Here is a 23,994-nt window from a genome sequence, read left to right as displayed (position 1 = left end):
TCCCAAACCCTCTGCAATTTTTCAAAATCTTTGGCAGAACAGGCGGCGCGTTGTATTTAGGAGCGTAACCACCAACGCGCAGCGTCTACGCTGCCATTTCAGAAAGGAGCGAATACATGAGCGAACAATTTTCCATTCTTATCGACAGCCGCACCCGCTTTGAAACAAGCGAACCGGGCGGCGTGTGGCTTTCCATGCCGACCACAAAGGAGCAGCTTCACGAAGCTATGCAGCGCGTCGGCATTACTGCGGATAACCCGCAGGACTTCTTTATCAACGGCTTTGCAAACACCGAGCAGCAGCCCTTTGACGTGCCGCTTCCCGTTATCCAGAGCGCAGGGCTTGACGAACTGAACTACTTAGGCAATCTGCTTGCCATGCAGCGCGACGAGGACAGGGACAAGTTTACGGCGGCGGTAGCTCTTGGGGAACGTGCCGGAAGTGTCAAAGACCTTATCAACCTTGCACAAAATCTTGACTGCTACTGGCTTTATCCCACCGTACAGAACGAAGAAGATTACGGCTATTACCTTATCGACGAACTGGACGAATTAGAACTGCCCGAAGAAGCAAAAAAGTATTTCATGTATGAGGATTACGGGCGGGACGCTGCTATCAATGACGGAGGACGCTTTACCGAACAGGGCTATATCTACAACAACAAGAACACCTTTACGGAGTGGTACAACGGCAGAGAAAGCGACATACCGAGGGAATACCGCGTTATGAGCTTCCCGCAGCCGCACCGCCCCGACCCGTCAAAGGTAGAAATGGACGCAGCCGCACCGGGACAGAAAACAGTGCAGACCATAGAGCAGCCGCAGGAGCCGCGCCCGGTTATCCCTATTGTGCTGACGAGCGAAAAACCCGCAGAGAAATTGAAAGAGATTACCGACCGTCTGGAACAGGGAATAACGGAACTCTTTGACAGCGAGCGTTACCGGGAATATCTGCGCGTCATGTCAAAATTTCATAATTACAGCTTTAACAATACGCTGCTTATCGCCATGCAGAAGCCGGACGCTTCCCTTGTTGCGGGCTTTTCCGCATGGAAAAATAATTTTGGGCGAAACGTGATAAAAGGGCAAAAAGGAATTAAAATCATTGCCCCGTCGCCTTACAAAGTCAAACAGGAAATGAAGAAAATCGACCCCCACACGCAGCAGCCTATCATTGGGAAAGACGGGAAGCCGGTTACGGAGGAAAAGGAAATCACGATACCCGCTTATAAGGTAGTGTCTGTCTTTGACGTGTCGCAGACCGAGGGGCGCGAGCTTCCCGACATTGCCGTAAATGAACTGACGGGCGACGTGGAGCGTTACAGGGATTTTTTCGCTGCCCTTGAAAAGACTTCCCCCGTTCCTATTGGCTTTGAGCAGATACCGGGTAGCTCTCATGGTTACTACCATTTGGAGGACAAGCGCATTGCCATTGACGAGGGCATGAGCGAGATTCAAACCTTGAAAACGGCGATACATGAAATCGCACACGCAAAGCTGCACGATATAGATTTGAACGCGCCGGAGAACGAACAGCAGCCCCATATTGACAGGCGTACCCGCGAAGTCGAAGCGGAAAGCGTCGCTTATACCGTCTGCCAACACTACGGGCTTGATACGTCAGACTATTCCTTTGGGTACGTCGCCGGGTGGAGCAGCGGCCGCGAGCTTTCCGAACTGAAAAGCTCCCTTGAAACAATCCGCAGCGCAGCCGCCGAGATTATCAATTCCATTGACGAAACATTAGCGGAGCTTTCAAAGGCGCAGGATAAGGAGCAGACTGCCGGACAGGAGCAGCCGGACAAAGAGGAAAACGCCGCGCCGGAGCAGCCGAAACAGGAAGCCTCCGCACAGGAAAAAGCAGCCTTTATCCCGGAAACAGTTTACCGGGTGCGCCGCAATCCTTACAGCGACAGGAAAGAGAACGCCTATCTGCTGCAAGCCTATGTAACGCAGGAAAACGGGCGGGCAAAAATGGGCGCGGTACTTTTCACAGGAACGCCCCAGAAATGCCGCGAGCTTATGGGGCAACTCAAAAACGGCGAACTGACCGAGGGACAGGTCAAGGAGCTTTACGCAAAGGCACAGGAAACCGCTAAGACCGCCGAACAGGACAAAGGCACCTTTTCCATTTATCAGCTAAAGCATGGCGACGAAACGCGGGACTTGCGCTTTGAGCCATACGACCGCCTGCAGGCGACGGGAAATGTGGTTGATAAGGCGAACTATGAGCTTGTCTATTCCGCAGAGCTTACGCCGGGGACTTCCCTTGAAGATATTTATACCCGTTTCAATATCGACCACCCCAAAGACTTTAAGGGACACAGCCTTTCCGTTTCCGACGTGGTGGTGCTTCATCAGAACGGGCAGGACGCCGCCCACTATGTAGACAGCTTCGGCTATAAGAATGTGCCGGAGTTTTTACAGGAGCAGAAGCAGCTTACGCCCGACGAGTTGGAAACAGGCGAAACAATCAAAACGCCGCGCGGTACTTTCTATGTAACCGATATGAGCCGCGAACAAATGGAAGCCGCCGGATATGGCTTTCACCATCAATCCGACGACGGAAAATATTTAGTCATGGGAAATGGTACGCGGGCGTTTGCCATAGCAGCCGAGCAGCGGGAAAATCCCTTGAAAGCTGCCGAGCAGACCACCGAGCAAAACGAAAACATGATTGACGGGATTATCAACAATACGCCGACCGTTGACGAACTGGAAGCAAAGGTTAAGGCGGGAGAAACGATTTCCCTTGTTGACCTGGCTAACGCGGTCAAAGCCGATAAGGAGCGCGGCAAGGGCAAGCCGGAAAAGAAGCCCTCTATCCGGGCGCAGCTTAAAGCGGATAAGGAAAAGGCACAGAAGAAAGCCGCAGCGAAAACAAAAAATCACGATTTGGAGGTATGAGCATGAACAGATTTACCGTTGAGGAAACAAACCTTTTGAGCATTTACCATGAGGGAAGCAAGGCGCAGCTTACGGAGAACATCAACGCCGCGCTGCCTTACATGGACGCGGATATGCGGGAACTGGCGAAGCGCGCCCTTTCCAAAGTGGACGCGCTGACCGAGGAAGAATTTGCGGAGCTTACCATTTACGCCGCAGAGGAAGTATGAGCAGCATTAAGCGGCTTTCGCCGCCCCAGAGCCGGAAAGTCAATTCCCTTGTGCGCCGGGAGTGCTGCAACTGCGATAACGGACACTGTATTTTGCTTGACGACGGGGACGAGTGCGTATGCCCGCAGCTTATCTCTTATTCGCTGCTTTGCAAATGGTTTCGGATTGCCGTACTTCCCCTTGATAAGCTCCTGTATGCCGAGCTTTTTAAGACCGAGGATAAAAAGCGTTGTACTGTATGCGGCACGTTCTTTGTATCAAAGTCAAACAGCGTCAAATACTGCCCGGACTGCCGCAAGCGTATCACGAACAGACAGGCAGCGGAGCGCATGAGAAAACGACGCGCCCTTGTTACGCGATAAGGGCGAAAATAGCCTTGATTTACAGGGCTTGCAGCGCGTGAAAATCACTTAGGCGATACAGAATACCTTTTCCCTTAAAAACAGCTTTCTACTGCGTAACATACCAAAATCAGCACCCACAAAAAGACAGGGCGCGGGAGGTCATTACTGGCTTTCCGCGTCCTGTCTTTTTTTGCGCCTGTTTATCCGCGCTCTGTTTCCTTGCCCCGTTCCGGCTGCTTTCCTGTCTGCAAAATGCTGTCTATGTTCTGCTTGATAACGTCATATTCCCGGACTTTCTTTTTCAGCTTGCCATAATCGGCGTAAAGGGCTTCTTTCTGCGCTTGGAGTGCTTCATATTCCTTTTGCAGCGTGGCGGGATTGGGGAGCTTTGTAATGCCCGCCGTTTTGAGTGCCTTTGCCGCAGCTTCATGGAGGATAATATCGCGCTCATGTCCGGCGCGGTATCGCTCTTTGTTCTTTGCCTTGCGGTATGCGTCATAGACAGGCTTTGTCTTTTGATAAGTGGCGACGTGCTTCATCAGCACCGCCATATCTGCAAGCCGCTTTTCAACGCCCTTTAATACGTCTGCCGCCTGTTCGCTTTCTGCCGCCACTTCCTCAATCCGGCTGACTAAATCCGCGTACTGTTCAATCTTATTCTCCGTCAAGAAATTCATGGTCTTAGCTGCCTGTTTCAGATTGTGGATTTTCGCCCAGTGTTCATAGCCTTTGCTCTGCGCCGCCTTGATACTGTTTTCAATGTCAATCAGCAGGCTAACGCCGCCGCGATCTGCGCGGGGAGCTTTCGCAGCGCGGGCGCGTTTGCCCTCTATGCGTTCCCTTATGGCTTCCTCTGTATAGTCTGCGCCGAGGGTTTTAAGACGGGTAAAGCGTTCCTGTCCGGGAGCGCGGCAGGACACATATTTTCCCGGCTTTATCTCATAGCCCGCAGCTTGCAGCCGTTGTAACAATTCCTCAAAACTGGACACTTGGGGAATGAGTGCGTCAACGGCGATTTTCAGCTTGCCTTTCCGACTGGTTCCCGTTTTTTCCTCTTGATACTCTGCATAGCTCTTTCCCTTGTTTCCCTTTTTCGGGACAATGACGGATAAGCCGTTTTCCCGGCACAGCCTGTCGCTCATGTTCCGTATGCCGTAATAACTACGCTTATTGGAATTATACTTGTGGTGGTCTACAAAATTGACCGCGCAGAAAATAATGTGATTATGGACGTGTCCTTTGTCAATGTGCGTCGTCAATACATACTCATGCTGCCCTTTTGTTACCGCGTCGGCAAGCTGCTTTCCGATTTTGTGGGCGGTTTCATAATCCACTTCCCCCGGCTCAAAGGACTGTATCAGATGAAAGGCTAAATTGTTGCCCTTTTGGAGAGCTTGCGACAAGGTATATTCAAATTCAATGTCTGCCGTTTCATAGGAGCAGCCAAAAGAGGACACAAGCATTTTCCCGTCCGTCTTATCGGGATTTTGGATATAGTCAAGGGCTTTGCTCAACGTGCTTTTAATAGGCTTAATCTTTGTAACCGCCATATCTCCGCAAGCACCCCCTTTATTTCCTCTATGTCCTCTTGGTAGACGCTGCCCGTACTGTTTACGCGCTTTGCAATCTGGTTGACGTTGACACCGATTTTCTGTATCTCCGCTGTCATGGCTTTTATGTCGGTGTGGTCTACTTGGATAATGTATCCGTCAATGGCAATCTTCCTAAGATATGCCGCCATGTTCCGGGTGGGGACGAGCTTCATTTTTTCAAGAATTAAATCCCGTTCTGCTTCTGTTACTCTGAATTTGATTTGTACCGTTCTTTTGCGTCCGTCCATGCTTTCGCTCCTTTCCATTCCGAGGGTTTGGGACACTTCCCAACAAGCCATTTTCAACCGACGTGCCGCAGCGCAGGAGGGCGAAAATACGGAAGTGGGTACCCGCTTCCTATGCTTGCTACGAAAGTTTTTTCTTAATCCTTACTACAACGGAAAGCCCCGTTTTGCCAAACTTACACAAAAGAAAAACGCTGCAATCTCAAAAAGATTACAACGCTTCCTAAAGCCTATTTAGTTTTCGTTTTCGACTTCTGCAATTTCTTTCGCCGTCGCGGTAACAATCCGTATTCCTGTATCGCTCATATCATCAAGAAGCGCGTCAAGCTGCCGCCGCTTTGTGTCTTTCTCCGGCTGCGTATCTAAAAGAAACTGGTCTACGGATATATGATAGCGCAGCATAAGCTCAAAGAAAATCTGTAAACTTGGGTGCTGCCCGTTGTTCTCAATGTTTGCAAGGTAACGCGGGGAAATATACATTTCGTCGCTTACTTTCTTGCGGCTCTCTTTGCGCTCTTTCCGCGCGTTCTTTATTGCTTGCCCAAAAGCCTTGAAGTCGTACTTTTCTACTGGTCTTTTTGCCATATTCATTCACCCAGTTACATTTTACTGTTCCCCTTTCTTCTTGGATATGTCTATATACTTCCTATAACGAACCTAAATAATGCCTATTTCCGCACTTGCTATTATTCGCCATACCGTATATAATTATACTGATAAACTTTGAAGAAAGGACGGGTGGCTTATGGAATATATGTCTTGTGCAGAAGCAGCGGGCAAATGGGGCATTTCAGAAAGACGGGTGCAGAAACTTTGTGAGGGGGAGCGCATACCGGGCGTTTCAAAATTTGGTAGTATGTGGCTGATACCAAAAGACGTGGAAAAGCCAACTGATAGACGCAGAAAGGAGTTTCAACATGAATAATGTTTTAATTATCGAAGATGATAAAGAAATTTGCGTTATGATAAAAGACCATCTGGAAAAGTACAATTATCAAGTCTTCTTCACACTTACTGGTGCAAATGCGATTGAACGCATAAAAGAATTATCCCCAGATTTAATTATTTTAGATTTAATGCTTCCTTTTATCAGTGGAGACGAATTAATTAGAAATATCAGAAAATTTTCAGATGTACCTGTAATTGTTGTTTCTGCAAAAAGTTTAACATTCAACAAAGTCGAACTGCTACGCTTGGGTGCTGATGACTATTTAACAAAGCCGTTTGATTTGGACGAATTACTAGCGCGAATTGAACGCAATTTGCTAAGAAGTCAAAAAGATACTCCCCATCTTTGTTTGACCTTTGGAGAACTTTCCATTAATACATCTTCAAAAATAGTTACTGTTGCAGACGAAATTATTGTGCTTACAGCAAAAGAGTATCAACTTGTAGAACTACTGGCGAAATATCCTGATAAAGTTTTTTCTAAGCAAAATCTTTATGAAAGTATTTGGCAAGAACCATTTGCAAGGGATAATGATGTCATTAACACACATATAAGTAACTTACGAAAAAAATTAAAGGGCGAAGGCTGCCGAATTAAGACCATATGGGGCTTGGGTTACCGATTTGCAAAGTGAGCTTTAGATAATCTTTAGCTTTACCTTTAGATTATTCAAGGAATTGTCTGCGATACTAAATAACAAGAAAGGAGCTGTGAAAAAATGAACGTAACAGTTTTTGAAGCTATCAACATCACAAAAAAGTATCGCAATACACTAGCCCTAAATCAAGTATCTATGTCTGTAATGCAAGGAGATATTTATGGGTTTATCGGAGAAAACGGTGCCGGTAAAACAACAATGATTCGTTTACTAACCGGACTGGCAGAACCTACTACTGGCAAAATTGCTTTATTCGGTGAAAGCAATAAGAAACTTGCAAAGCAGCGTGAGCGCATTGGCTGTATTATTGAGAGCCCTTCTCTTTATCTTGATATGACAGCCTATGAAAATTTGGAGGTACAACGTTTGCAACGCGGTATTCCAGGAAAAGGTTGCATTGATAATGCTTTAGCATTAGTTGGTTTGAAAGATACCGGAAAGAAAAAAGCAAAAGATTTCTCTTTGGGTATGCGGCAGAGACTAGCTCTCGCAATCGCTTTGCTTGGGAATCCTGAATTTCTCGTACTAGATGAACCAATTAACGGACTAGACCCTACTGGAATTATCGAATTAAGAAACTTACTCAAAAGACTAAATAAAGAACGTGGAATCACTATTTTGATTTCAAGTCACATTCTCACGGAACTTCATCAATTAGCAAATAGATATGGTATCTTACATGAGGGGAAACTTTTACAGGAAATTACCGCTACAGAGTTAGACAAACGCTGCAAAAAGCATTTGTTGTTGCAAGTGAATGATGTAGCTGCTGCTAGTGTTTTATTGGAAAGCAAACTGAATACTTCAAATTTTTCTGTTATGCCAGACAAAAGTATTCATCTATATGATTATGTTGAAAATGCCGGAAAAGTATCAGCGTTGCTAAGTGCAAATAACATTACGATTTATCAGTTAGCACAATCTGGAGATAGTCTTGAAACTTATTACACTAATTTGATAGGAGGGTGCCAAAATGATTAACCATTTTAAAGCTGAATTTTATAAATTGCGTCACTCAAAGATATTGATAACTATATTAGGCGTATGTGCGGCGGTTATAATGGTCTCTTTTGCACTTGGTGACATGACTTTTTTTGGAGCCGGAGATGGAACAGAAAGTGTAATCGGATTTCAAGCTAAGTGTTATCTATCTAGTGAAATACCAACGTTTCAAACTGTTGCCCGCTCATCTCTTGCATATACAGCCTTTTTCTGGATTATTGGCATTTTATTTGCAACCATATTTTTTACAAAAGAATATAATACGGGTACAATCAAATTATCTGTTGCATACGGCACTAAACGAACTATTCTCTACTACACCAAAGCGATTACAATATTGGTGGTGTCTCTGATAACGTATCTGATTTTTGTAGCTACATTTTTCGTTATTGAAATCATACAATCCGGTTACATTCCAACTGCGAGTGAAGTAATAAACCTTTTGGGATGGGCTCTTGCTTGCGGAACGGTTTTATTAGCATTAGAAAGCATTTCTATTTTTTTATGTGTCGTTATTCAAAATACAGGGATTGTAACAGGGATTTGCTGCTTATATGTATTCAGTGGAGCGTCTGTTTACTTAATGCTATGGAGTGATATGGAGACGGTTTCAATACCCTTAAAATTTTTTGTATATGGAAATCCTATGTACTATTGGATGAATTTCAGCTCTTGTCGCACAATGGGTATTATTGAGCATTTACCATTCTATTTCATAGGGTGCATTTCTCTTTTGATTGTTGGCGGTCTTATTATGATTAGAAAAGAAATCAAGTAAAAGGGAGGTAGAATATGGGTTGGGCGATTATGTTTCTTGTTCTGATAGCATTGGTCATTATCCTTTCAATTTCTTTAATTAACTGGAAAATACAGATATATAAAGTAATCGTCCAACTAAATGCTATTCTGAATAGAAAAACGAAAAAGTTAGTTACAGTGTCTTTATCTGATAGGCGGTTAGAGCATTTGGTTGAAATCATAAATCAGATTGTATCAAAAGATAATATTTATCTGGGCGAAATTCAAAAAAAGGAGAATGAATTAAAAGAGAATATTTCTTGCCTTTCTCATGATTTACGGACACCACTAACTTCCATTCGCGGATATTTGCAACTTCTATCAAGTGCGCCTGATGAAAAAAGAGCGGAATATATTTCAGCATTATCCGGAAAAGCATTGAGATTAGAACGTCTCATAGATGACTTTTATCAAATCTCTCTTTTAGAAGCAGGACAATATCCATTTTACTATGAAAAGGTTGAGCTATGCTCATTGCTTACTGAAATCCTGCTAGACAATTATTCGATTTTCAGCGTTAATGGAATTGAACCCCAAATAGAAATACCTAATATGGACATCTATCTTAATGCTGACAGAAAGGCGTGTATTCGCATTATACAAAATCTTATATTCAATGCGGTAACATCCACTACAAATAATGTTGTAATTCAACTAATTAATATCGCAGATTCTGTACAACTCTGTATTAAAAATCCTGTTGCATCTATTCCTACAGAAGAATATTCAAAACTGTTGGAACGCTTTTATGTAGCAGATGTTTCAAGAAGTAATGGTACGTCTGGACAAGGACTTTACATTGTGAAAAAGCTATTACTTATGATGAATTGTACAAATCCAATAATTGAAATACATGACCATAATTTTATGATTACGATTGATTTTTCGCCCTTACTCATAAAGAAATAATCTGCCGGACGACGGCAAAAGAAAAAAAGCCGTCGCAAAGCAGAGGTATTTTCACGCGCCATTTCTAAATTACGGCGGCTTTGATTTTCAGAGCCGCCGTTTCTTTTTGCGCGACGACCCATAGCCATATAAAACGGCGGCTTTAGGAGGTAGCCGCCATGAGCGATAAACCATATCGACAATATTCTACTTTCTTTGACTTATCAAAAAAAGCCCGACCATCGCCGGGGACACTTCTACCCTTAGATATGAACTGTCAAATCATCTGAATACCGCTTTCAATTCCCTTGCGCTTGTCTGCGTCTTGCAGACAGGCGCATTTTGCATTTTCGGGAGGTTTTTTCAAAAAAGTTTCGCTTTCATTCGGCGTTTGAAAAAATCGCCTGTATTATCCCGCGAAAAGGGGAGGTACTACCTACTTTCGGCACGAAAGGAGGTGAGAACATGGAACCTAATCGCGTGGAATTTCAGAAGCAATGTATCTTTCAAAGTTTCTGTAAACGGGTGCTGCACAACGAAGCCTGCAACGCCCATGAGGAAATCCGGCGTCGCAGAGCAAAGGAAGTGTCGTTTTCCGACCTTGCCTTGCATGAGGAGCGGCAGCTTTACACGCTTGACAAGTATTTTCAAGACGAAGAAGCCGAGCCGAGCTATCAGCAGGCGGGAAAGAAAATCACGCCGAAGCTGTTGCTTGAAGCAATCCGCACTTTGCCGGAAGAAAAAAGGAAAGCTATCATGCTGTACTATTTCGAGGGCATGACCGACGTGGAGATTGGAAAGTTATTCAATACGTCGCGCAGCACGATACAGTACAGACGGACAAGCTCTTTTGAAATCTTGAAGAAATATTTGGAGGAACACGCTGATGAATGGGACGAATGGTAAACAATCTGACTTCCCGGACGTTGCCCTTGTTCCCTATCCTGTCATTGTGGCAGCGACAAAGGGCGACCCGGACGCTATGAAAATTGTCTTGCAGCACTTTAGCGGTTACATAGCGAGCCTTTCTATGAGAAAGCTCTGCGACGAGCGCGGAAACGTCTATTTTGGCGTTGACGAGGATATTCGCCAACGGCTGCAAGCAAGGCTAATGAGGGCAATCCTCACATTTAGGGCTGAATAGCTGCACCGATACCGAAACGTCTTAACCCCTTTTTCGTTTCGTATCAATCCGCAGCAGCCCCGTATGTTCCTTGACAAAGAAAGCGACGCAAGATAACGGCGACGCAGTATAGGGCAAACCGGGTACGTCCTTTTTGCGCCGAGCCATACAGAGGGTGCGCCATGACGCTATTCCCCTATCGGGAAAAGCCGAGCGAGAAACACCACGATGGAAAGCAAGTTAGCAGCTTGCGGGCGACGACACGCATTGAGGGGAGATAAGCCTTTACAGCCACAGTCCGAGCGTTCAGAGCGTCGCAGGCAATGGGTAAAGCTGCCTTAAATGAGCAGGGGTGCAATTCCCGCGAGGTTGTGCTAACAGCCGCCCGGTTAAAGCCCACTTTTTGTAACTTGACTTTTTAGCCATTTATGAAAGGGGGTATTTTCCTATGGCAAAAAAGGAAACAACAAGCCCCGCTATCCCTGTATTCCCTATGTTAAAGACCGTTGAGCAAATGAGCAAGCTTAGCGGTATCGGGGAAAATAAGCTGCGCGAGCTTATGGATAGCGGCGAGCTTGAATATATACAGAATGGAAACCGCCGTTTGATAGCTGACGCTGCAATCTGGGACTGGTATCACAGGGCAAAGACGACAGCGAAGCCCCCGGCACGACAGGGAGGTTAAGCTATGGCTATATCAACAAGGCAGGTTAAGAATAAACGCGACAGCAACGGCGTACTGACCGGGCGACCGGGAACAGTTTACGACGTGAATATCAAGTACACCGCCCCGAATGGGGAAAAGAAAACCTATTCCAAAAAGGGCTTTCCGACAAAAAAGGAAGCAACGCAGCATGAAGCAGAGATGAAAGCAAAGCTCCATAATCCGGGGCAGATTGCGTCTATCGCTTCACAGCGGAAACAGACCGTTGCAAGCTATCTGAATGAATGGGTGGAAAGCTATGCAAGAGTGAACTTGCGCCCCTCTACTTACGACGGGTACAAAAAGACGATTGCAAACTATATCAATCCCTATATCGGCGGCGTTGCCCTTAATCAGCTTACCCCCGCTATGGTAGACAAAATGTTTCAGCAGATTATTGACAAAGGCTTGAAACCGTCCACCGCAGCCGGGGCAAAGCGTGTTTTGAGCGTGGCGTTGAGCCATGCCCGGAAATACCGCTATATCGAAACAAACGCAGCAAAGGACACGCTTACGAAGTTTGGAAAGAGCGACAAGACCCCCGACCCTTATACGCCGGAACAGGTAAAAGCCCTTATGCAGCGCGTCGAGGGTACCGTTTGGGAAATGCCCGTTATCTTAGGCGGGCTTTACGGTATGCGCCGTTCTGAAATCCTGGGCTTGCGCTGGCGTAATGTGGATTTGGAAAACAACACCTTTGACGTTTCCGAGCAGCTACCCTTTAAGGTGCCGTCGAAAACAAAAGTCATTGAGGAAATGGCACCGCCGAAATCCAACGGGCGAAAGCTGCCTATCACAGAGCTTGCCCGCCCGTTCTTCCTCAAACAGTTTGCTATGCAGGAAGCGCAGCGCGAACAGGCAGAAAAAGACGGAAAACCATACTATGACAATGACCTTGTTGTAGCGAAGCCGGACGGTTCCCCTATCTCCGCGTCGTGGGTATCTTCCCAGTTTGGAAAACTGCTTGAAGATTTGGATATGCCGCATATCCGCTTTCACGATTTACGCCATACGGCGGCTACGAATATGCACCAACTGACAGGCGACTTCTACACCGTAGGCGAAGTGTTAGGACATACGCTTGCGGGTATCGGCGTATCGCTTGGACTGTCTATGAACTTTGAAGCTGTTACCGCCCGTTATGTGGACGTGCGGCTTGAACGCAAGAAAGAAGTCTTAGACGCTTATCATGGGGCGGTCAAACAGTCTGACCCGGCAAAGGCAGAGAAAGCCGAGCCGAAGAAAGCAAAGAGCGCGGCAAAGAAAAAGAGCAGCGATTTAGAGCTTTAACCGCTGTATCTCTTTACCGCTTCTTATATCGTTTTATAGCCCCGCGTGGGATTTGGGCACCATTTGGGCACCATTTACCGAAAAAGCACCACTAATACAGGCGATAAAAGAAACGCCGAGAACCCGCAAAAACATAGAGTTTATGCGGGTTTCCGGCGTTTTCTAATCCCTCAACCGACCTAAAATCATCTTGCGGCAGAGAGAAAAATTCTACTATTTTTTATAGATTCATTTTAGATCTGTGCTACGACAAAGATATCATAGATTGCTTTGATTGCCGTCTCAAAATCGCGATTCTCCACGCCGATGATGATGTTAAGCTCACTGGAACCCTGATCGATCATCTTAACGTTGACGTGTGCGTGTGCCAGTGCGGAGAAGATTCTTCCGGCAGTGCCTCTCGTTCTTCTCATGCCGCGGCCTACAACAGCGATCAGCGCCAGATCGGATTCAAGATCAATAGAATCCGGCTGTACGGCACGATGCAGTCCTGCGATAACCTGCTGTTCTTTTGCTGCAAACTCACTCTGATGAACAAATACCGTCATGGTATCGATGCCGGACGGCATATGCTCAAAGGAAAGATTGTTATCCTCAAAGACGCCAAGTACTTTTCTGCCAAAGCCAATCTCGGTATTCATCATGCTCTTCTCAATCGTGATGGATGCGAAGCCTTTCTTTCCTGCGATACCGGTGATTGTAAATTTCGGTTTACTGCAGGTATTCTCCACGATCATGGTTCCCGGATCCTGTGGTGCGTTGGTGTTCAGCACGTGGATCGGGATTCCCTCCTGACGGAGTGGGAAGATGGAGTCCTCATGAAGGACGGTAGCTCCCATGTAGGAAAGCTCACGCAGCTCACGATAGGTAATGGTGGAAATGACTTCCGGATCCTTGACGATACGCGGATCGGTTACCAGGAAACCGGAAACATCGGTCCAGTTCTCGTAGATGTCAGCGTGTACGGCCTTTGCCACGATGGAACCAGTGATATCGGATCCGCCGCGGGAGAAGGTTTTTACGCTTCCGTCCGGTTTTGCGCCGTAGAATCCAGGAACGACTGCGTTATCCAGATCTTTTAAACGCTCGGAGAGCACTTCGTCAGTCTTGTCTGCAAGGAAGTTTCCGTTCTCATCGAAGCAGATCACTTCTGCAGAATCAATATACGTATATCCCAGATAATTTGCCATCACGATACCGTTCAGGTACTCTCCGCGGGATGCGGCGTAGTCCTCTCCGGCTGCTGCGGCAAAGTTTTCTGCGATTTTTTCAAATTCCGGGGAAAGATCCAGGCTGAGGTTCAGACCGTCGATGATCTCCTGATATCTCGCTTTGATGTTCTGCAGTTTCTTCTTGAAATCTCTTCCAGCAACTGCAGTGCGATAGCAGTCATACAGCATATCGGTTACTTTCGTATCAGCAGAATTTCGTTTTCCAGGAGCGGAAGGTACCACGTATCTTCTTCCCTCATCTGCGCGGATGATGTCTCCGACCTTCTTAAACTGCTCTGCGCTCGCGAGGGAACTGCCGCCGAATTTTACTACTTTCTTCATAATAATCTCTCCTTGCGTTCTTTTCGGATATCTTTCGAAATCTCGTTTTTCAGCCCGTCACTTTAACGTTAGAAAGCTGTTACGTACTAGATTAGAACAAAATCCCGTATGCGTCAAGAACTTTTTGGGCTGATTTATTCATTCCACAGATAAATTTCCGGTTTTTTCTCCATTTCATAGGAGAATGTCTCTCCAAGCCCGTAAACTGCCTGGCTTAATACGTACTCGCCGTTGTTTGCATAGATTTCGATCATATTCGGATCCACGAAAATCTCAAGAAGATCGCCCTCTTTTAACTGCGGCGTCTCGGCATGAAGCCATCCTTTTGCACCGGATGGATAGACATCCGTGCGGTCTGCGCAGACTTTTCCGCTCTGCCGCCAGATCTTATAGCCGCCGATTTCCAGGCTCTCACCCTCTTTTAATTCGGCGCGGATCATGGCACACTCTCCGCATGCCGAAACGAGGGAATCCGTCTTTTTGCAGAATCCGTCGCGGATGGCAGGCAGAACACGGAAGTAAATATGATCGTTCTGTACATCCACCACACGCGGCAGGCAGAACATGCCTTGCCATATACCATCTACCGGTTCCGGCATCCGAAGCCATGCGATGGAAATCCGGTTTCCGTCCGCATCCGTCATGGTCTGCGGTGCATAGAGGTCACCGCCGCAGTCCAGAAGCTGCCAGTTCTCCGGAAATTTCATTGTGCAGGTTTTTTCATCAAACTCAGGCAGCATACAGATCGCCCGATCCGCATAGCCGTCGGGGTCCTCGATCAGTTCCATCGGGGAGAATACAAAGACGCTGCGTCCGTTTACGTTAAAGAGATCCGGGCACTCCCACATCCAGCCGAGCTTCTGTTTCGTCGTCGCCTGTCCGGCCAGATGCCAGTGGGAAAGATCCTCACTCTTATAGAATAATGCCTCGCCCTTGTGATCCTTCGTCGTGCTTCCAAGCACCATATACCATGCGTCGCTTCCCTTCCAGACTTTCGGGTCACGCGTGTGCGTATTGTCGCCGATTTCCGGATCGGTGAGTGCCGGGATAACAACCTCCTTATCCCCGAAGACATCAAAATGCATACCGTCCTTCGAAGTAAGGTGAAGCTGCGCCGAGGTAAAATCCTGATCAAGGCACTGATGAATATCCTTCGGATTTACCTGATTATAGTGAACACCCGTGTAAAAGAGATGCATCACGCCGTTCTCTTCTACTGCGCTTCCGGAAAAGCAGCCGTTCTGGTCCTCGGAAAGACTCGGGAACAGGGCAACGCCGACATGCTCCCAGTGAATCAGATCCGGACTCACCGCATGGCCCCAGTGCATGGTGCCCCAGCGCGGCGCGTACGGAAAATGCTGATAAAAAAGATGATACTGTCCCTTATAATAAATCATGCCGTTCGGGTCATTCACCCAGTTGCCCGGCGCTTTTACGTGTAATCTGTTTTTCATGTGTTTGATTTCCTTTCTGTCTCTTTCTTGTTGTCTCTGATAAGAAAAGCCGGAAAAAGAAAGCATTTTTAATTCCGCCCTCCTTTGCCCGGCTTGTTCTTGATTTCTATGATTTACTTATTTGACTGCTCCGGCTACGACACCGTTGATGATCTGTTTCTGCAGTGCCACGTACAGAATCAGGATCGGGATGACGCAGAGCAGAAGACCTGCCATGATGGTTCCGTAATCTGCGGAGTAAGTTCCGTAGAAGCTGTAGGTGGAAAGCGGCAGAGTCAGCAGCTTTTTGTCGGTCAGCACCAGGGACGGCAGCAGGAAGTCATTCCAGAATGCCATCGCATTCATGATTACCATGGTGGAAATGATCGGCTTTAACAGCGGGAACACGATGCGGAAGAAGGTCTGGGTGTGGGTACAGCCGTCGATGTAAGCGGCCTCCTCCAGCGCCAGCGGGATACTTCCGCGGATGAATCCGTGGAACATGAACACGGACATCGCCATGGAAAATCCGGTGTGCATGAAGATCAGGGTCAGTCTGTGGTTCAGAATGTTTAAGGTTCCGCCGTATACACTGACAAGCGGGATCATGATTGCCTGGAATGGAATGATCATGGATGCAACCATCAGTGCAAAGATGATATTGGAAAATACGTTGACATTACGCACGATGTAGTAAGCCAGCATAGCTGCGAGTACCGTAACCAGTACGGTTGCTGTTACGGTTACAACCAGAGAGTTCTTGAAGGCATTCAGGAAGTTCATCTGATTGAATGCTTTTACAAAGTTGTCAAACGAAAGACCTTTGATCGTAAACAGCCAGGAGAACGGGCTCTTGATGATATCACGTTTCTGTTTTAAGGAGTTGATGATAACCATGACAAACGGGAACATGAACGCACAGAAAACGATGATCATAAGGAGCATAGCCAGCGCGTCAGTTACTTTTTTCTTTGTTCCGCCAATTTTCTTCTGATTCATTATGCTTCAACCTCCCTCTTCTTGGTGGTGTATACCTGAATACCGCTGATGCAGGCTACAATGATAAACAGGATAAAGGCTTCTGCCTGGCCGACACCGAACTGTCTCGATGTGAATGCTTTCTCATATACGTGCATGGCTGCCATCTCGGTGGTTCCGTACGGAGCACCGCCGGTTAAGGACAGGTTGACATCGTATACCATGAACGCACGGGACAGGGTCAGGAAGAGGCAGATAGTAACGGAGGACATCATCAGCGGAAGGATAATGTTTTTCATTTTTACCCAGCCGGATGCACCGTCGATGCTTGCCGCCTCGAGCACGTCCTCGGAAAGTCCCATAAAGCCGGCGACGTAGATCAGGATCATATAGCCTGCCAGCTGCCATACTGAAACGAGCACCAGCGCTGCAAATGCTTTGTTCGGGGTAGAAAGCCAGGAAATTTCAAACAGGCTCCATCCTGTGGTCTCACCGATGCTGACGAAAACACGGGAGAATACGAACTGCCAGATGTATCCAAGTACGATACCGCCGATCAGGTTCGGGGTGAAAAATCCGGCGCGGAAGAAGTTCTGACCTTTGATGCCGCGGGTCAGAATATAAGCCAGTAAAAAGGCGATCACATTGACGAGAACAACAACCGCAATGACATATTTAAAGGTTAACAGCAGGGATTTCCAGAACTGCGCGTCGCGCATAACGGCTGCGAAGTTGGAAAGTCCTACAAAGTTTTTCACGCTGGAAACACCGTTCCAGTCGGTTAAGGTCAGGTAAATACCGTAGATAAACGGTACCATGACGACTGCCAGGAAGCAGAACAGGCCCGGCAGCGCAAATACACAGAAATCTTTTCCCTTGTTGCTTGATTTCATTTTCGTTCCTCCTTCATATCCTCCGGCTTACTGCTCATCCCAGTATGCCTGGATGGAATCTATCAGTTCCTCGCGGTCACTTCTTCCGGCCAGATATTTCTGCATTGCCGCACCAAGGACAGACCAGTGATCGTTCGGCACGATCGCAGATGCGTTGAATGCTCCGCCGTTCTGTACTTTTTCGTAAATGTCGCGGCTTAACGGATCGCTTGGCTCGTTCGGGTTGTTTTTAAACGGAGGGATCAGGCTGCAGGTCTTTACAACCATCTGCTGTCCGATCTCACTGTAAACCAGCCAGTTCAGGAACTCTTTTGCTGCTGCTTTCTGCTCGTCGGTAGCCACGATATCATCCAGCATGATCTGTTTGGACGGGGATGCCTGGATTTTGCTGTTGACGAAGTCGTCCGGATCATTGTTCAGGAAGTATGGAAGGAAACCGTACTCGTCGGTCGTCTCGGCTCCTGCCTCCTCAAGGTTCGGCCATGCCCAGTTTCCGTTGAACCAGAAAGCGGTTTTTCCGTCTGCCAGGTCAATTGCCATCTCATCGTAATCTGCGCCGAGTGGATCGCCCTTTGCTACGTTGTACTCTTTTAACAGGTCAAAGGTATTCAGGAACTCGTTCATGCGGGTGTAGTCCGGCAGATATAAGGTTCCGTCCTTCAGCTCGTTGATGACTTCTGCTGCACCGTCGGAGGTTCCGTTGTATGTCTCGTAGATGTACTGCAGCTGGTGTGCTCCAAGGGACCAGTCTTCTTTTGCCATGGAGATCGGATTCTTCATTCCGTTGTCCCGCAGGCTCTGGAGAAGTGCTGCGAAATCGTCCTGGGTTTTGATATCGGATGGATCGAACTCGGTACCTAAGGTATCTTCAATCACGCTCTTGTTGTAGATAATACCGCGGCCCTCGATACAAAGCGGGAAGCTGTAAACCTTTCCGTTGATTTTGGTCAGGTACTCTTCTGCCTCGCCGGTCCATGCTTCATTGCTTAAGTCGGCTGCTTTTTCTTCTGCCAGTGCAATGACATCGGTCGTATCCAGAATGGAAAGTGTCGGCGGGTTTCCGGAGTTGTAGAGGCTGACTACTTTGGTATAAGGAGAATCGCCGTCCGTTACCGGCATGATCTCAATATGTACGCCTGCTTTCTCCTCGAACACTTTTGCAATCTCTTCCAGTGCTGTCTGGATTTCTGCTTTTGTGTTCATGATGACGATACTCGTTCCGGAAAGCGACGTATCGTACTGGAAGGTATCGGTGGTCATGTCGATCGGCACTTCTTCTTTTACTGCGTTCGGGTCATCCGGATCGCTTGCGAAGCCGAAGGTGCATCCGGTCAGTGCAGAAGTAAGAAGCACGCCAGACATTCCAAGAGCTGCCGCCCTGGCACTAAATTTCTTTCTCATCACAATTCCTCCTGTTATCTCTGGACAGCTGGTCCTGTCCTTCGTTTTGTGTAACCGGTCAAGTAACCGGTTACTTTCATTGTCTTTATCATAGCATTGACAGTGGGTTTCGTCAATATTTTCTTTACTTTTCGTGATTTTCCATAATTTTGTTTTTGGCTTTTGTGGAACTTTTACAAAACCGGTTACTTAACCGATTCCCGCTTGTTCCGGCGGGCGAGAAATGTTATACTATCTTCATATATTATTTGTTTTTTTCTGAAAGCTTACATGATTCACGCAACACTTTTGAAGGGAAGGACACTTGAACTTATGGCACGAAAAAAAAATGTAACCTTTAATGATATTGCACAGTACACGCATTTTTCCAAAACAACCATTTCCCGGTATTTCAACAACCCGGATTCCCTGACACCGGAAAATCAGCAGATCATTTCCGATGCACTGGATAAACTGAACTATAAAGAAAACAAAGTGGCAAAAATTCTCGCGAACGGACAGACCGAATTTGTCGGCGTCCTGATCCCGAGTCTCTCCATGAACTACTATTCCGAGATGCTGAATCAGATTCTTGCTTCTTATGAGAAATATGGCTATAAATTCCTCGTCTTCGCCGGAAACGGCCACGACGAGACGGAGCACCGCTACATTCAGGAGCTGATGTCGTACAAAATCGAGGGCCTCATCGTCCTCTCCCATACACTCTCCTCCCGCGAACTCTCCGATCTGCAGATCCCGGTCGTTGCAATTGAGCGCGAAGACCAGTTCGTCAGCAGTGTCAATACAGACAACTACCTCGGCGCGTACGAAGCGACTTCGCTTCTGATTCATAACCACTGTGATGTCCTGATTCATCTGAACTCACCGACCAAAGAAAATGTTCCTGCCTACCGCCGTCTCGCCGGTTTCCAGGATGCCTGTATAAAGGCCGGTGTACCGCACAAGGTTATCATTCGGGATTTTGGACTCTCCTATCAGGAAGCCGCAGCACCGCTGCAGGAAATCTTTGACAACATCGAACAAAAATATGCCGGTCAGAAAAAGGGCATCTTCCTCTCCAACGATGATCATGCCAATATTCTTTTAAATCTTCTGATCCGCAAGTACCATACCCTGCCGAACGATTACGAACTCATCGGCTTCGACGGTGCGCCGATTTCCGAGCAGGCTATCTATCCGATCAGCACTGTCGGCCAGCAGATTGACCAGATTGCAGACGAGGCTGTTTCCCTTCTGGTCTCCCAGATGCAGGAACGGAAAAAACGCCACCCGGTGCCGCTTGCCGAGCCGGTTCACAAGACCGTTCCGCCGCTTCTGATCCGGCGTCAGACGACCACTTGATTTTAAAAGCAGATTTCTATCATAAAAATGTTTTTATCAAAAAAGTGTCATCCACCTGCGGGCTGTGTGCCCTGCAGCTTGTGGATGACACTTTTCTTATCTTCTTACTCTTTTTTAGTTCTGTCCGTAATAAGCATTTGCACCATGCTTACGGTAATAGTGTTTATCCTGCAGCTCCTGCGGTGCCGGCTGGATTCTCGGGTTGATGGTCTCGGCACGGTATGCCATTTTGGCAACCTCTTCGAGGACAACAGCATTGTGAACAGCCTCATGCGCATCTTTGCCCCAGGTGAACGGTCCGTGGTTCTTGCAAAGAACGGCCGGAACGGCTTTTACATCTTTTCCCATCCGTTTGAACTCATTGACGATCAGATGGCCGGTGTTTTCCTCGTATGCCTCGTCAATCTCTTCTTTTGTCAGGCAGCGCAGGCACGGTACTTCACCGTAGATGTAGTCTGCATGGGTTGTTCCGTAGCACGGAATGCTTCTTCCCGCCTGTGCCCAGCTTGTCGCATAGGAGGAATGGGTGTGAACAATGCCGCCGATCTCCGGAAATGCTTTGTACAGCTCCAGATGGGTCGGGGTGTCAGAAGACGGACGGTAGCGTCCTTCTACTTTGTTTCCGTTCAGATCCATGACAACCATATCGTCCGGTGTCAGCAGGTCGTAATCCACGCCGCTTGGTTTGATGACGAACAGACCGCTTTCCCGGTCAATCTCGCTGACATTTCCCCAGGTAAAGGTAACCAGTCCGTATTTTGGAAGAAGCATGTTGGCTTCGTATACTCTTTTTTTCAGTTCTTCTAACATTGTGTTGTCCTTTCTGTCTTTCCCAAACGATGGTTCATTTTAAGCTCTCTACTGCTGCACGCTCAATCGGCAGGCCTTTTTTGTAGCGCTCGGTGAATACTTCAAATCCAGCGACGTCTGCCGGGTCCGGATCCATCTTGGTTCCGGCATTTCCTGCGAAGACTTTTGCATCGAGGTAATCCTCGAGTGTTTCATTCTCTTCTTTGTTGATCATATAAGAAGCCAGCAGTGCGATGCCCCAGGCTCCGCCCTCTCCTGCTGTCTCCATGACGGAAACCGGTGCGTCGATGGCACCTGCGAGGATCTTCTGGCCGACACCTTTTGTCTTGAAGAGACCGCCGTGGCCGAGAATCTGGTCGACCTGCACATGCTCCTCTTTCATCAGGATATCAAGGCCGACTTTCAAGGCGCCAAGGGAAGTAAACAGGTTGACTCTCATAAAGTTTGCCAGATTGAATTTCGCATCCGGAGTACGTGCGAAGACAGGACGGCCCTCGTTGAAGCCGGTTACGTGCTCGCCGGAGAAGTAGTTGTAGGCAAGGAGTCCGCCGCAGTCTGCGTCGCCCTCCAGGGCTTTGTTGTACAGCTTGCCGAACAGATCATTCGTGCTGATTTCCATGCCGAAGGTCTGCGCAAATTCACGGAAGAGATTGACCCATGCATTCAGATCAGAAGTACAGTTCTGGCAGTGCACCATGGCAACCGGATGACCGGACGGGGTTGTTACCATATCGATCTCCGGGTATACTTTGGAAAGGTTCTTCTCCAGAACGATCATAGCAAAAACGGAAGTTCCGGCAGACACGTTTCCGGTTCTGACGCGGACGCTGTTTGTTGCTGCCATACCTGTTCCGGCATCTCCCTCCGGCGGGCAGAGCGGAATGCCTGCTTCCAGATTTCCGGACATGTCGAGAAGTGCGGCACCTTCTTTTGTCAGAACACCGGCATTGTCACCTGCGGTCAGAACGTGCGGCAGAACATCGAGTGCTTTCCATGAATATGCTTTGTCTGCGACTGCCTCGTCAAATTTGGCGATCATGTCGGCAAAGTAAGTGTTGGTTTCAGAATCGATTGGAAAGATTCCAGATGCCTCGCCGACACCAACGACACGCTCGCCGGTCATTTTCCACTGAATGTATCCGGCAAGGGTTGTCACGTAGTCGATATCTGCCACATGCGGCTCACCGTTTAAGATTGCCTGATACAGATGGGCGATAGTCCATCTCTGCGGGATGTGGAATCCGAAAAGATCGGTCAGCTTCTCGCTTGCTTCTTCTGTGATATTGTTTCTCCAGGTGCGGAACGGCACGAGGAGGTTTCCTGCTTTGTCAAATGCCATATAGCCGTGCATCATGGCACTGAAGCCGATGGCTCCGACGCGGGTCAGGGTGATGTCGTATTTTTCTTTAACATCAGCTGCCATTTTGGTATAGGCATCCTGCAGGCCCGTCCAGATGTCCTCGAGGGTGTAGGTCCACACGCCGTTGTCGTAGCGGTTTTCCCACTCGTGATCTCCGGATGCGATCGGGGCGTTGTCTGCGCCGATCAGGACGGCTTTGATTCTGGTTGAGCCGAGCTCAATACCAAGTGCTGTTTTCTGTTCGAGGATTGCTGTTTTTGCATCCATTCCCATTGTTTTTTCCTCCCTTGGGTTCTTTTCTATTTTTTCGTCTCTGTTGACAGATTTTTTCCTGCGGTGGATTCTCTTACGATGAGTTCCGGGGAAATCAGGCGTTTGACGCTGCTTTCTTCTTCCGGGACTTTTCTGATTTTTTCGAGAATGAGCTCTGCTGCCATCTCACCGAGTTTTTCCTGCGGATGGGCAATGGTCGTGATCCCGATCGGACTGCTCTGGCCGATCAGCGAGTTGTCGTATCCGGTGACGGCGATGTCTTCCGGCACGGAGATTCCCTTTTCTTCCAGCATGGAGATGACGGCGAGCGCGATCTGGTCGTTGTAGCAGACGGCGGCATCGACGGACTTTTTGCTGTCGAGCAGCATGGAAAGCATCAGGGACGGTTTGGTTTTCCGGTCCTCGGTGTGAAACCAGATGACGTTTTCGGGATCATACGGGATTCCGCTTTCCTGCAGCGCCTGCACGTAGCCTTTATGGCGCTGGGCGCCCTGGCTGTCGTCGGCCTTGAAGATGCCGATGATGTTTCGTCGGCCGGTCTCTAAAAGGTGCCGGGTCAGCAGATAGCCGCCTTTGCAGTCATCCATCAGAATGCAGGGCTTGTCTGCCATTTGGGGGTAGCAGCCTGGATGAAGACATACGGGATCTGGTACTTGTCCAGCATTTCGTACAAGTTGATGTGGCGGCAGAGGATCTGGCTTTTGCTCGGCTCGATGATGAGGCCGTCGATGGGCTTGTCGAGGAGTTCTTTTAAGACTTTTTCTTCTTTGGAGCGGCTGTTGCAGGTGTTCTTTAAGATAATGCTGTAGCCGTTTTCGCTCAGCACTCGATCCATTCCCTGGATGAGGCGGGGGAAGATGTAGTCGGACAGGTAGGTGGTGGTGACGGCGATGTTTTTTGAATTATGACGCTGGATTACGCGCTCGGAGCAGAAGGTTCCTTTGCCGTGCTGGGCGGTAATGTAGCCTTCATTTTCGAGAAGAGCGAGGGTCTTTCGGACAGTGTGGCGTGATAGGGCGTATTCCCGGGTCAGTTCGTTTTCGGAGGGAAGCTTCTGGCCGGGTTTTATGGTTCCGGAGAGAATCTGCTCTTTTAGGGCTTCCATCAGGGTGTAGTATTTGGCTTTGCCGGTGGTTGGTTCCATGTGATTGGTGATTCCCCTTTCTGGAATTTATAATACAACTTGTACGGTTGTCGTGACAAGTTGTATTTTTTGTTGTGAGAAAGGGACGCTCAGGAGTATCG

The 23,994-nt window shown here is 47.8% G+C and carries 24 protein-coding genes and 1 pseudogene; 13 read left to right on the top strand and 12 right to left on the bottom strand.

The window, feature by feature from the left end; translation table 11 throughout:
* Positions 1 to 110: 110 nt before the first annotated feature.
* From DW965_RS15520 to DW965_RS15510, 3 genes and pseudogenes are all read left to right on the top strand, one after another.
* Positions 111 to 2,906: pseudogene (locus DW965_RS15520) on the top strand (YodL domain-containing protein); the annotation flags it as partial.
* Positions 2,903 to 3,115 carry a transposon-transfer assisting family protein gene (locus DW965_RS15515; RefSeq protein ID WP_442857729.1) on the top strand — a complete coding sequence of 71 codons (213 nt, stop codon included), beginning with the start codon at positions 2,903 to 2,905 and terminating at the stop codon, positions 3,113 to 3,115. The pseudogene DW965_RS15520 and the gene DW965_RS15515, both read left to right, overlap by 4 nt.
* Complete coding sequence (locus tag DW965_RS15510; protein ID WP_117524139.1) at positions 3,112 to 3,477, top strand: cysteine-rich VLP domain-containing protein; 366 nt, start codon at positions 3,112 to 3,114, stop codon at positions 3,475 to 3,477. The genes DW965_RS15515 and DW965_RS15510 overlap by 4 nt, the downstream gene beginning before the upstream one ends.
* Before the next feature lie 182 nt (positions 3,478 to 3,659).
* Here DW965_RS15510 and DW965_RS15505 read toward each other — a convergent pair whose 3' ends face one another.
* From DW965_RS15505 to DW965_RS15495, 3 genes are all read right to left on the bottom strand, one after another.
* A complete protein-coding gene (locus DW965_RS15505; protein WP_117524137.1) occupies positions 3,660 to 5,009 on the bottom strand; it encodes a relaxase/mobilization nuclease domain-containing protein in 1,350 nt (449 codons plus the stop codon).
* Positions 4,970 to 5,299, bottom strand: coding sequence for a plasmid mobilization protein (locus DW965_RS15500; protein WP_117524135.1), 330 nt, complete (start codon positions 5,297 to 5,299; stop codon positions 4,970 to 4,972). The genes DW965_RS15505 and DW965_RS15500 overlap by 40 nt, the downstream gene beginning before the upstream one ends.
* A 231-nt stretch (positions 5,300 to 5,530) precedes the next feature.
* Entirely contained in the window at positions 5,531 to 5,881 is a 351-nt protein-coding gene (locus tag DW965_RS15495) for a helix-turn-helix transcriptional regulator (RefSeq protein WP_117524190.1), read from the bottom strand.
* A gap of 160 nt (positions 5,882 to 6,041) precedes the next feature.
* Between DW965_RS15495 and DW965_RS20115 the strand changes: the two genes are divergently transcribed.
* The 9 genes from DW965_RS20115 (at position 6,042) to DW965_RS15450 (ending at position 12,707) form a co-directional block, all read left to right on the top strand.
* Positions 6,042 to 6,221: a helix-turn-helix domain-containing protein gene (locus tag DW965_RS20115; protein WP_015533991.1), complete on the top strand. Its 180-nt coding sequence runs from the start codon at positions 6,042 to 6,044 to the stop codon at positions 6,219 to 6,221.
* Complete coding sequence (locus DW965_RS15485; RefSeq protein WP_117524133.1) at positions 6,214 to 6,879, top strand: response regulator transcription factor; 666 nt, start codon at positions 6,214 to 6,216, stop codon at positions 6,877 to 6,879. The genes DW965_RS20115 and DW965_RS15485 overlap by 8 nt, the downstream gene beginning before the upstream one ends.
* Positions 6,880 to 6,963: 84 nt before the next feature.
* A complete protein-coding gene (locus tag DW965_RS15480) occupies positions 6,964 to 7,884 on the top strand; it encodes an ATP-binding cassette domain-containing protein (RefSeq protein ID WP_015533989.1) in 921 nt (306 codons plus the stop codon).
* On the top strand, positions 7,877 to 8,683 hold the full coding sequence (locus tag DW965_RS15475; RefSeq protein WP_055057437.1) for an ABC transporter permease: 807 nt from the start codon (positions 7,877 to 7,879) through the stop codon (positions 8,681 to 8,683). The genes DW965_RS15480 and DW965_RS15475 overlap by 8 nt, the downstream gene beginning before the upstream one ends.
* Before the next feature lie 14 nt (positions 8,684 to 8,697).
* The gene (locus DW965_RS15470) at positions 8,698 to 9,612 is read left to right on the top strand and encodes a sensor histidine kinase (RefSeq protein ID WP_014081148.1); all 915 of its coding nucleotides are present in this window, start codon (positions 8,698 to 8,700) and stop codon (positions 9,610 to 9,612) included.
* A 444-nt stretch (positions 9,613 to 10,056) separates the two neighbouring features.
* A complete protein-coding gene (locus DW965_RS15465; protein WP_033120017.1) occupies positions 10,057 to 10,497 on the top strand; it encodes an RNA polymerase sigma factor in 441 nt (146 codons plus the stop codon).
* A complete protein-coding gene (locus DW965_RS15460) occupies positions 10,478 to 10,735 on the top strand; it encodes a helix-turn-helix domain-containing protein (RefSeq protein WP_087361314.1) in 258 nt (85 codons plus the stop codon). Before DW965_RS15465 ends, DW965_RS15460 begins: the two co-directional genes overlap by 20 nt.
* Before the next feature lie 427 nt (positions 10,736 to 11,162).
* Positions 11,163 to 11,399 (top strand): helix-turn-helix domain-containing protein, encoded by a 237-nt coding sequence (locus tag DW965_RS15455; protein WP_117524131.1) that lies wholly within the window; start codon positions 11,163 to 11,165, stop codon positions 11,397 to 11,399.
* A 3-nt stretch (positions 11,400 to 11,402) separates the two neighbouring features.
* Entirely contained in the window at positions 11,403 to 12,707 is a 1,305-nt protein-coding gene (locus tag DW965_RS15450) for a tyrosine-type recombinase/integrase (protein WP_117524129.1), read from the top strand.
* Between the two features lie 233 nt (positions 12,708 to 12,940).
* Here the strand turns inward: DW965_RS15450 and DW965_RS15445 are convergent, their stop codons facing one another.
* The 5 genes from DW965_RS15445 to DW965_RS15425 all read right to left on the bottom strand — a co-directional run bounded on the left by DW965_RS15445 (position 12,941) and on the right by DW965_RS15425 (position 18,965).
* Positions 12,941 to 14,260: an aspartate kinase gene (locus tag DW965_RS15445; RefSeq protein ID WP_117509063.1), complete on the bottom strand. Its 1,320-nt coding sequence runs from the start codon at positions 14,258 to 14,260 to the stop codon at positions 12,941 to 12,943.
* A 134-nt stretch (positions 14,261 to 14,394) separates the two neighbouring features.
* The gene (locus DW965_RS15440) at positions 14,395 to 15,714 is read right to left on the bottom strand and encodes a glycoside hydrolase family 32 protein (protein WP_118594786.1); all 1,320 of its coding nucleotides are present in this window, start codon (positions 15,712 to 15,714) and stop codon (positions 14,395 to 14,397) included.
* 117 nt (positions 15,715 to 15,831) lie between these two features.
* Complete coding sequence (locus DW965_RS15435) at positions 15,832 to 16,692, bottom strand: carbohydrate ABC transporter permease (RefSeq protein ID WP_022461494.1); 861 nt, start codon at positions 16,690 to 16,692, stop codon at positions 15,832 to 15,834.
* The gene (locus DW965_RS15430) at positions 16,692 to 17,564 is read right to left on the bottom strand and encodes a carbohydrate ABC transporter permease (protein ID WP_022461493.1); all 873 of its coding nucleotides are present in this window, start codon (positions 17,562 to 17,564) and stop codon (positions 16,692 to 16,694) included. Before DW965_RS15430 ends, DW965_RS15435 begins: the two co-directional genes overlap by 1 nt.
* A gap of 27 nt (positions 17,565 to 17,591) precedes the next feature.
* Positions 17,592 to 18,965: an ABC transporter substrate-binding protein gene (locus DW965_RS15425; RefSeq protein WP_117760371.1), complete on the bottom strand. Its 1,374-nt coding sequence runs from the start codon at positions 18,963 to 18,965 to the stop codon at positions 17,592 to 17,594.
* 312 nt (positions 18,966 to 19,277) lie between these two features.
* Between DW965_RS15425 and DW965_RS15420 the strand changes: the two genes are divergently transcribed.
* The gene (locus DW965_RS15420; protein WP_117812866.1) at positions 19,278 to 20,306 is read left to right on the top strand and encodes a LacI family DNA-binding transcriptional regulator; all 1,029 of its coding nucleotides are present in this window, start codon (positions 19,278 to 19,280) and stop codon (positions 20,304 to 20,306) included.
* 114 nt (positions 20,307 to 20,420) lie between these two features.
* On the opposite strand, the gene DW965_RS15415 is transcribed toward DW965_RS15420, so the two are convergent.
* The 4 genes from DW965_RS15415 to DW965_RS21685 are packed head-to-tail and all read right to left on the bottom strand — an operon-like array spanning position 20,421 to position 23,893.
* A complete protein-coding gene (locus DW965_RS15415) occupies positions 20,421 to 21,116 on the bottom strand; it encodes an L-ribulose-5-phosphate 4-epimerase (protein ID WP_022461490.1) in 696 nt (231 codons plus the stop codon).
* Between the two features lie 34 nt (positions 21,117 to 21,150).
* Positions 21,151 to 22,743 (bottom strand): xylulokinase, encoded by a 1,593-nt coding sequence (locus tag DW965_RS15410; RefSeq protein WP_334294850.1) that lies wholly within the window; start codon positions 22,741 to 22,743, stop codon positions 21,151 to 21,153.
* A gap of 32 nt (positions 22,744 to 22,775) precedes the next feature.
* Positions 22,776 to 23,360 carry a substrate-binding domain-containing protein gene (locus DW965_RS21690; RefSeq protein WP_330421229.1) on the bottom strand — a complete coding sequence of 195 codons (585 nt, stop codon included), beginning with the start codon at positions 23,358 to 23,360 and terminating at the stop codon, positions 22,776 to 22,778.
* On the bottom strand, positions 23,336 to 23,893 hold the full coding sequence (locus DW965_RS21685) for a GntR family transcriptional regulator (protein ID WP_330421228.1): 558 nt from the start codon (positions 23,891 to 23,893) through the stop codon (positions 23,336 to 23,338). Before DW965_RS21685 ends, DW965_RS21690 begins: the two co-directional genes overlap by 25 nt.
* Positions 23,894 to 23,994 lie beyond the last annotated feature (101 nt).

This window comes from Blautia sp. AM47-4 (genome assembly GCF_003479865.1).
Lineage (GTDB): Bacteria > Bacillota > Clostridia > Lachnospirales > Lachnospiraceae > Fusicatenibacter > Fusicatenibacter saccharivorans.
Note: the sequence above shows the minus strand (reverse complement) of the source record. Positions and strands in the feature narration are given on the sequence as shown.

What these genes read in the sequence shown, in the direction of transcription:
- DW965_RS15515 (WP_442857729.1), top strand. Translation starts at nt 2,903, where the DNA reads ATGAGCATGAACAGATTTACCGTTGAGGAAACAAACCTTTTGAGCATT.
- DW965_RS15510 (WP_117524139.1), top strand. Translation starts at nt 3,112, where the DNA reads ATGAGCAGCATTAAGCGGCTTTCGCCGCCCCAGAGCCGGAAAGTCAAT.
- DW965_RS15505 (WP_117524137.1), bottom strand. Translation starts at nt 5,009, where the DNA reads ATGGCGGTTACAAAGATTAAGCCTATTAAAAGCACGTTGAGCAAAGCC.
- DW965_RS15500 (WP_117524135.1), bottom strand. Translation starts at nt 5,299, where the DNA reads ATGGACGGACGCAAAAGAACGGTACAAATCAAATTCAGAGTAACAGAA.
- DW965_RS15495 (WP_117524190.1), bottom strand. Translation starts at nt 5,881, where the DNA reads ATGGCAAAAAGACCAGTAGAAAAGTACGACTTCAAGGCTTTTGGGCAA.
- DW965_RS20115 (WP_015533991.1), top strand. Translation starts at nt 6,042, where the DNA reads ATGGAATATATGTCTTGTGCAGAAGCAGCGGGCAAATGGGGCATTTCA.
- DW965_RS15485 (WP_117524133.1), top strand. Translation starts at nt 6,214, where the DNA reads ATGAATAATGTTTTAATTATCGAAGATGATAAAGAAATTTGCGTTATG.
- DW965_RS15480 (WP_015533989.1), top strand. Translation starts at nt 6,964, where the DNA reads ATGAACGTAACAGTTTTTGAAGCTATCAACATCACAAAAAAGTATCGC.
- DW965_RS15475 (WP_055057437.1), top strand. Translation starts at nt 7,877, where the DNA reads ATGATTAACCATTTTAAAGCTGAATTTTATAAATTGCGTCACTCAAAG.
- DW965_RS15470 (WP_014081148.1), top strand. Translation starts at nt 8,698, where the DNA reads ATGGGTTGGGCGATTATGTTTCTTGTTCTGATAGCATTGGTCATTATC.
- DW965_RS15465 (WP_033120017.1), top strand. Translation starts at nt 10,057, where the DNA reads ATGGAACCTAATCGCGTGGAATTTCAGAAGCAATGTATCTTTCAAAGT.
- DW965_RS15460 (WP_087361314.1), top strand. Translation starts at nt 10,478, where the DNA reads ATGAATGGGACGAATGGTAAACAATCTGACTTCCCGGACGTTGCCCTT.
- DW965_RS15455 (WP_117524131.1), top strand. Translation starts at nt 11,163, where the DNA reads ATGGCAAAAAAGGAAACAACAAGCCCCGCTATCCCTGTATTCCCTATG.
- DW965_RS15450 (WP_117524129.1), top strand. Translation starts at nt 11,403, where the DNA reads ATGGCTATATCAACAAGGCAGGTTAAGAATAAACGCGACAGCAACGGC.
- DW965_RS15445 (WP_117509063.1), bottom strand. Translation starts at nt 14,260, where the DNA reads ATGAAGAAAGTAGTAAAATTCGGCGGCAGTTCCCTCGCGAGCGCAGAG.
- DW965_RS15440 (WP_118594786.1), bottom strand. Translation starts at nt 15,714, where the DNA reads ATGAAAAACAGATTACACGTAAAAGCGCCGGGCAACTGGGTGAATGAC.
- DW965_RS15435 (WP_022461494.1), bottom strand. Translation starts at nt 16,692, where the DNA reads ATGAATCAGAAGAAAATTGGCGGAACAAAGAAAAAAGTAACTGACGCG.
- DW965_RS15430 (WP_022461493.1), bottom strand. Translation starts at nt 17,564, where the DNA reads ATGAAATCAAGCAACAAGGGAAAAGATTTCTGTGTATTTGCGCTGCCG.
- DW965_RS15425 (WP_117760371.1), bottom strand. Translation starts at nt 18,965, where the DNA reads ATGAGAAAGAAATTTAGTGCCAGGGCGGCAGCTCTTGGAATGTCTGGC.
- DW965_RS15420 (WP_117812866.1), top strand. Translation starts at nt 19,278, where the DNA reads ATGGCACGAAAAAAAAATGTAACCTTTAATGATATTGCACAGTACACG.
- DW965_RS15415 (WP_022461490.1), bottom strand. Translation starts at nt 21,116, where the DNA reads ATGTTAGAAGAACTGAAAAAAAGAGTATACGAAGCCAACATGCTTCTT.
- DW965_RS15410 (WP_334294850.1), bottom strand. Translation starts at nt 22,743, where the DNA reads ATGGATGCAAAAACAGCAATCCTCGAACAGAAAACAGCACTTGGTATT.
- DW965_RS21690 (WP_330421229.1), bottom strand. Translation starts at nt 23,360, where the DNA reads ATGGCAGACAAGCCCTGCATTCTGATGGATGACTGCAAAGGCGGCTAT.
- DW965_RS21685 (WP_330421228.1), bottom strand. Translation starts at nt 23,893, where the DNA reads ATGGAACCAACCACCGGCAAAGCCAAATACTACACCCTGATGGAAGCC.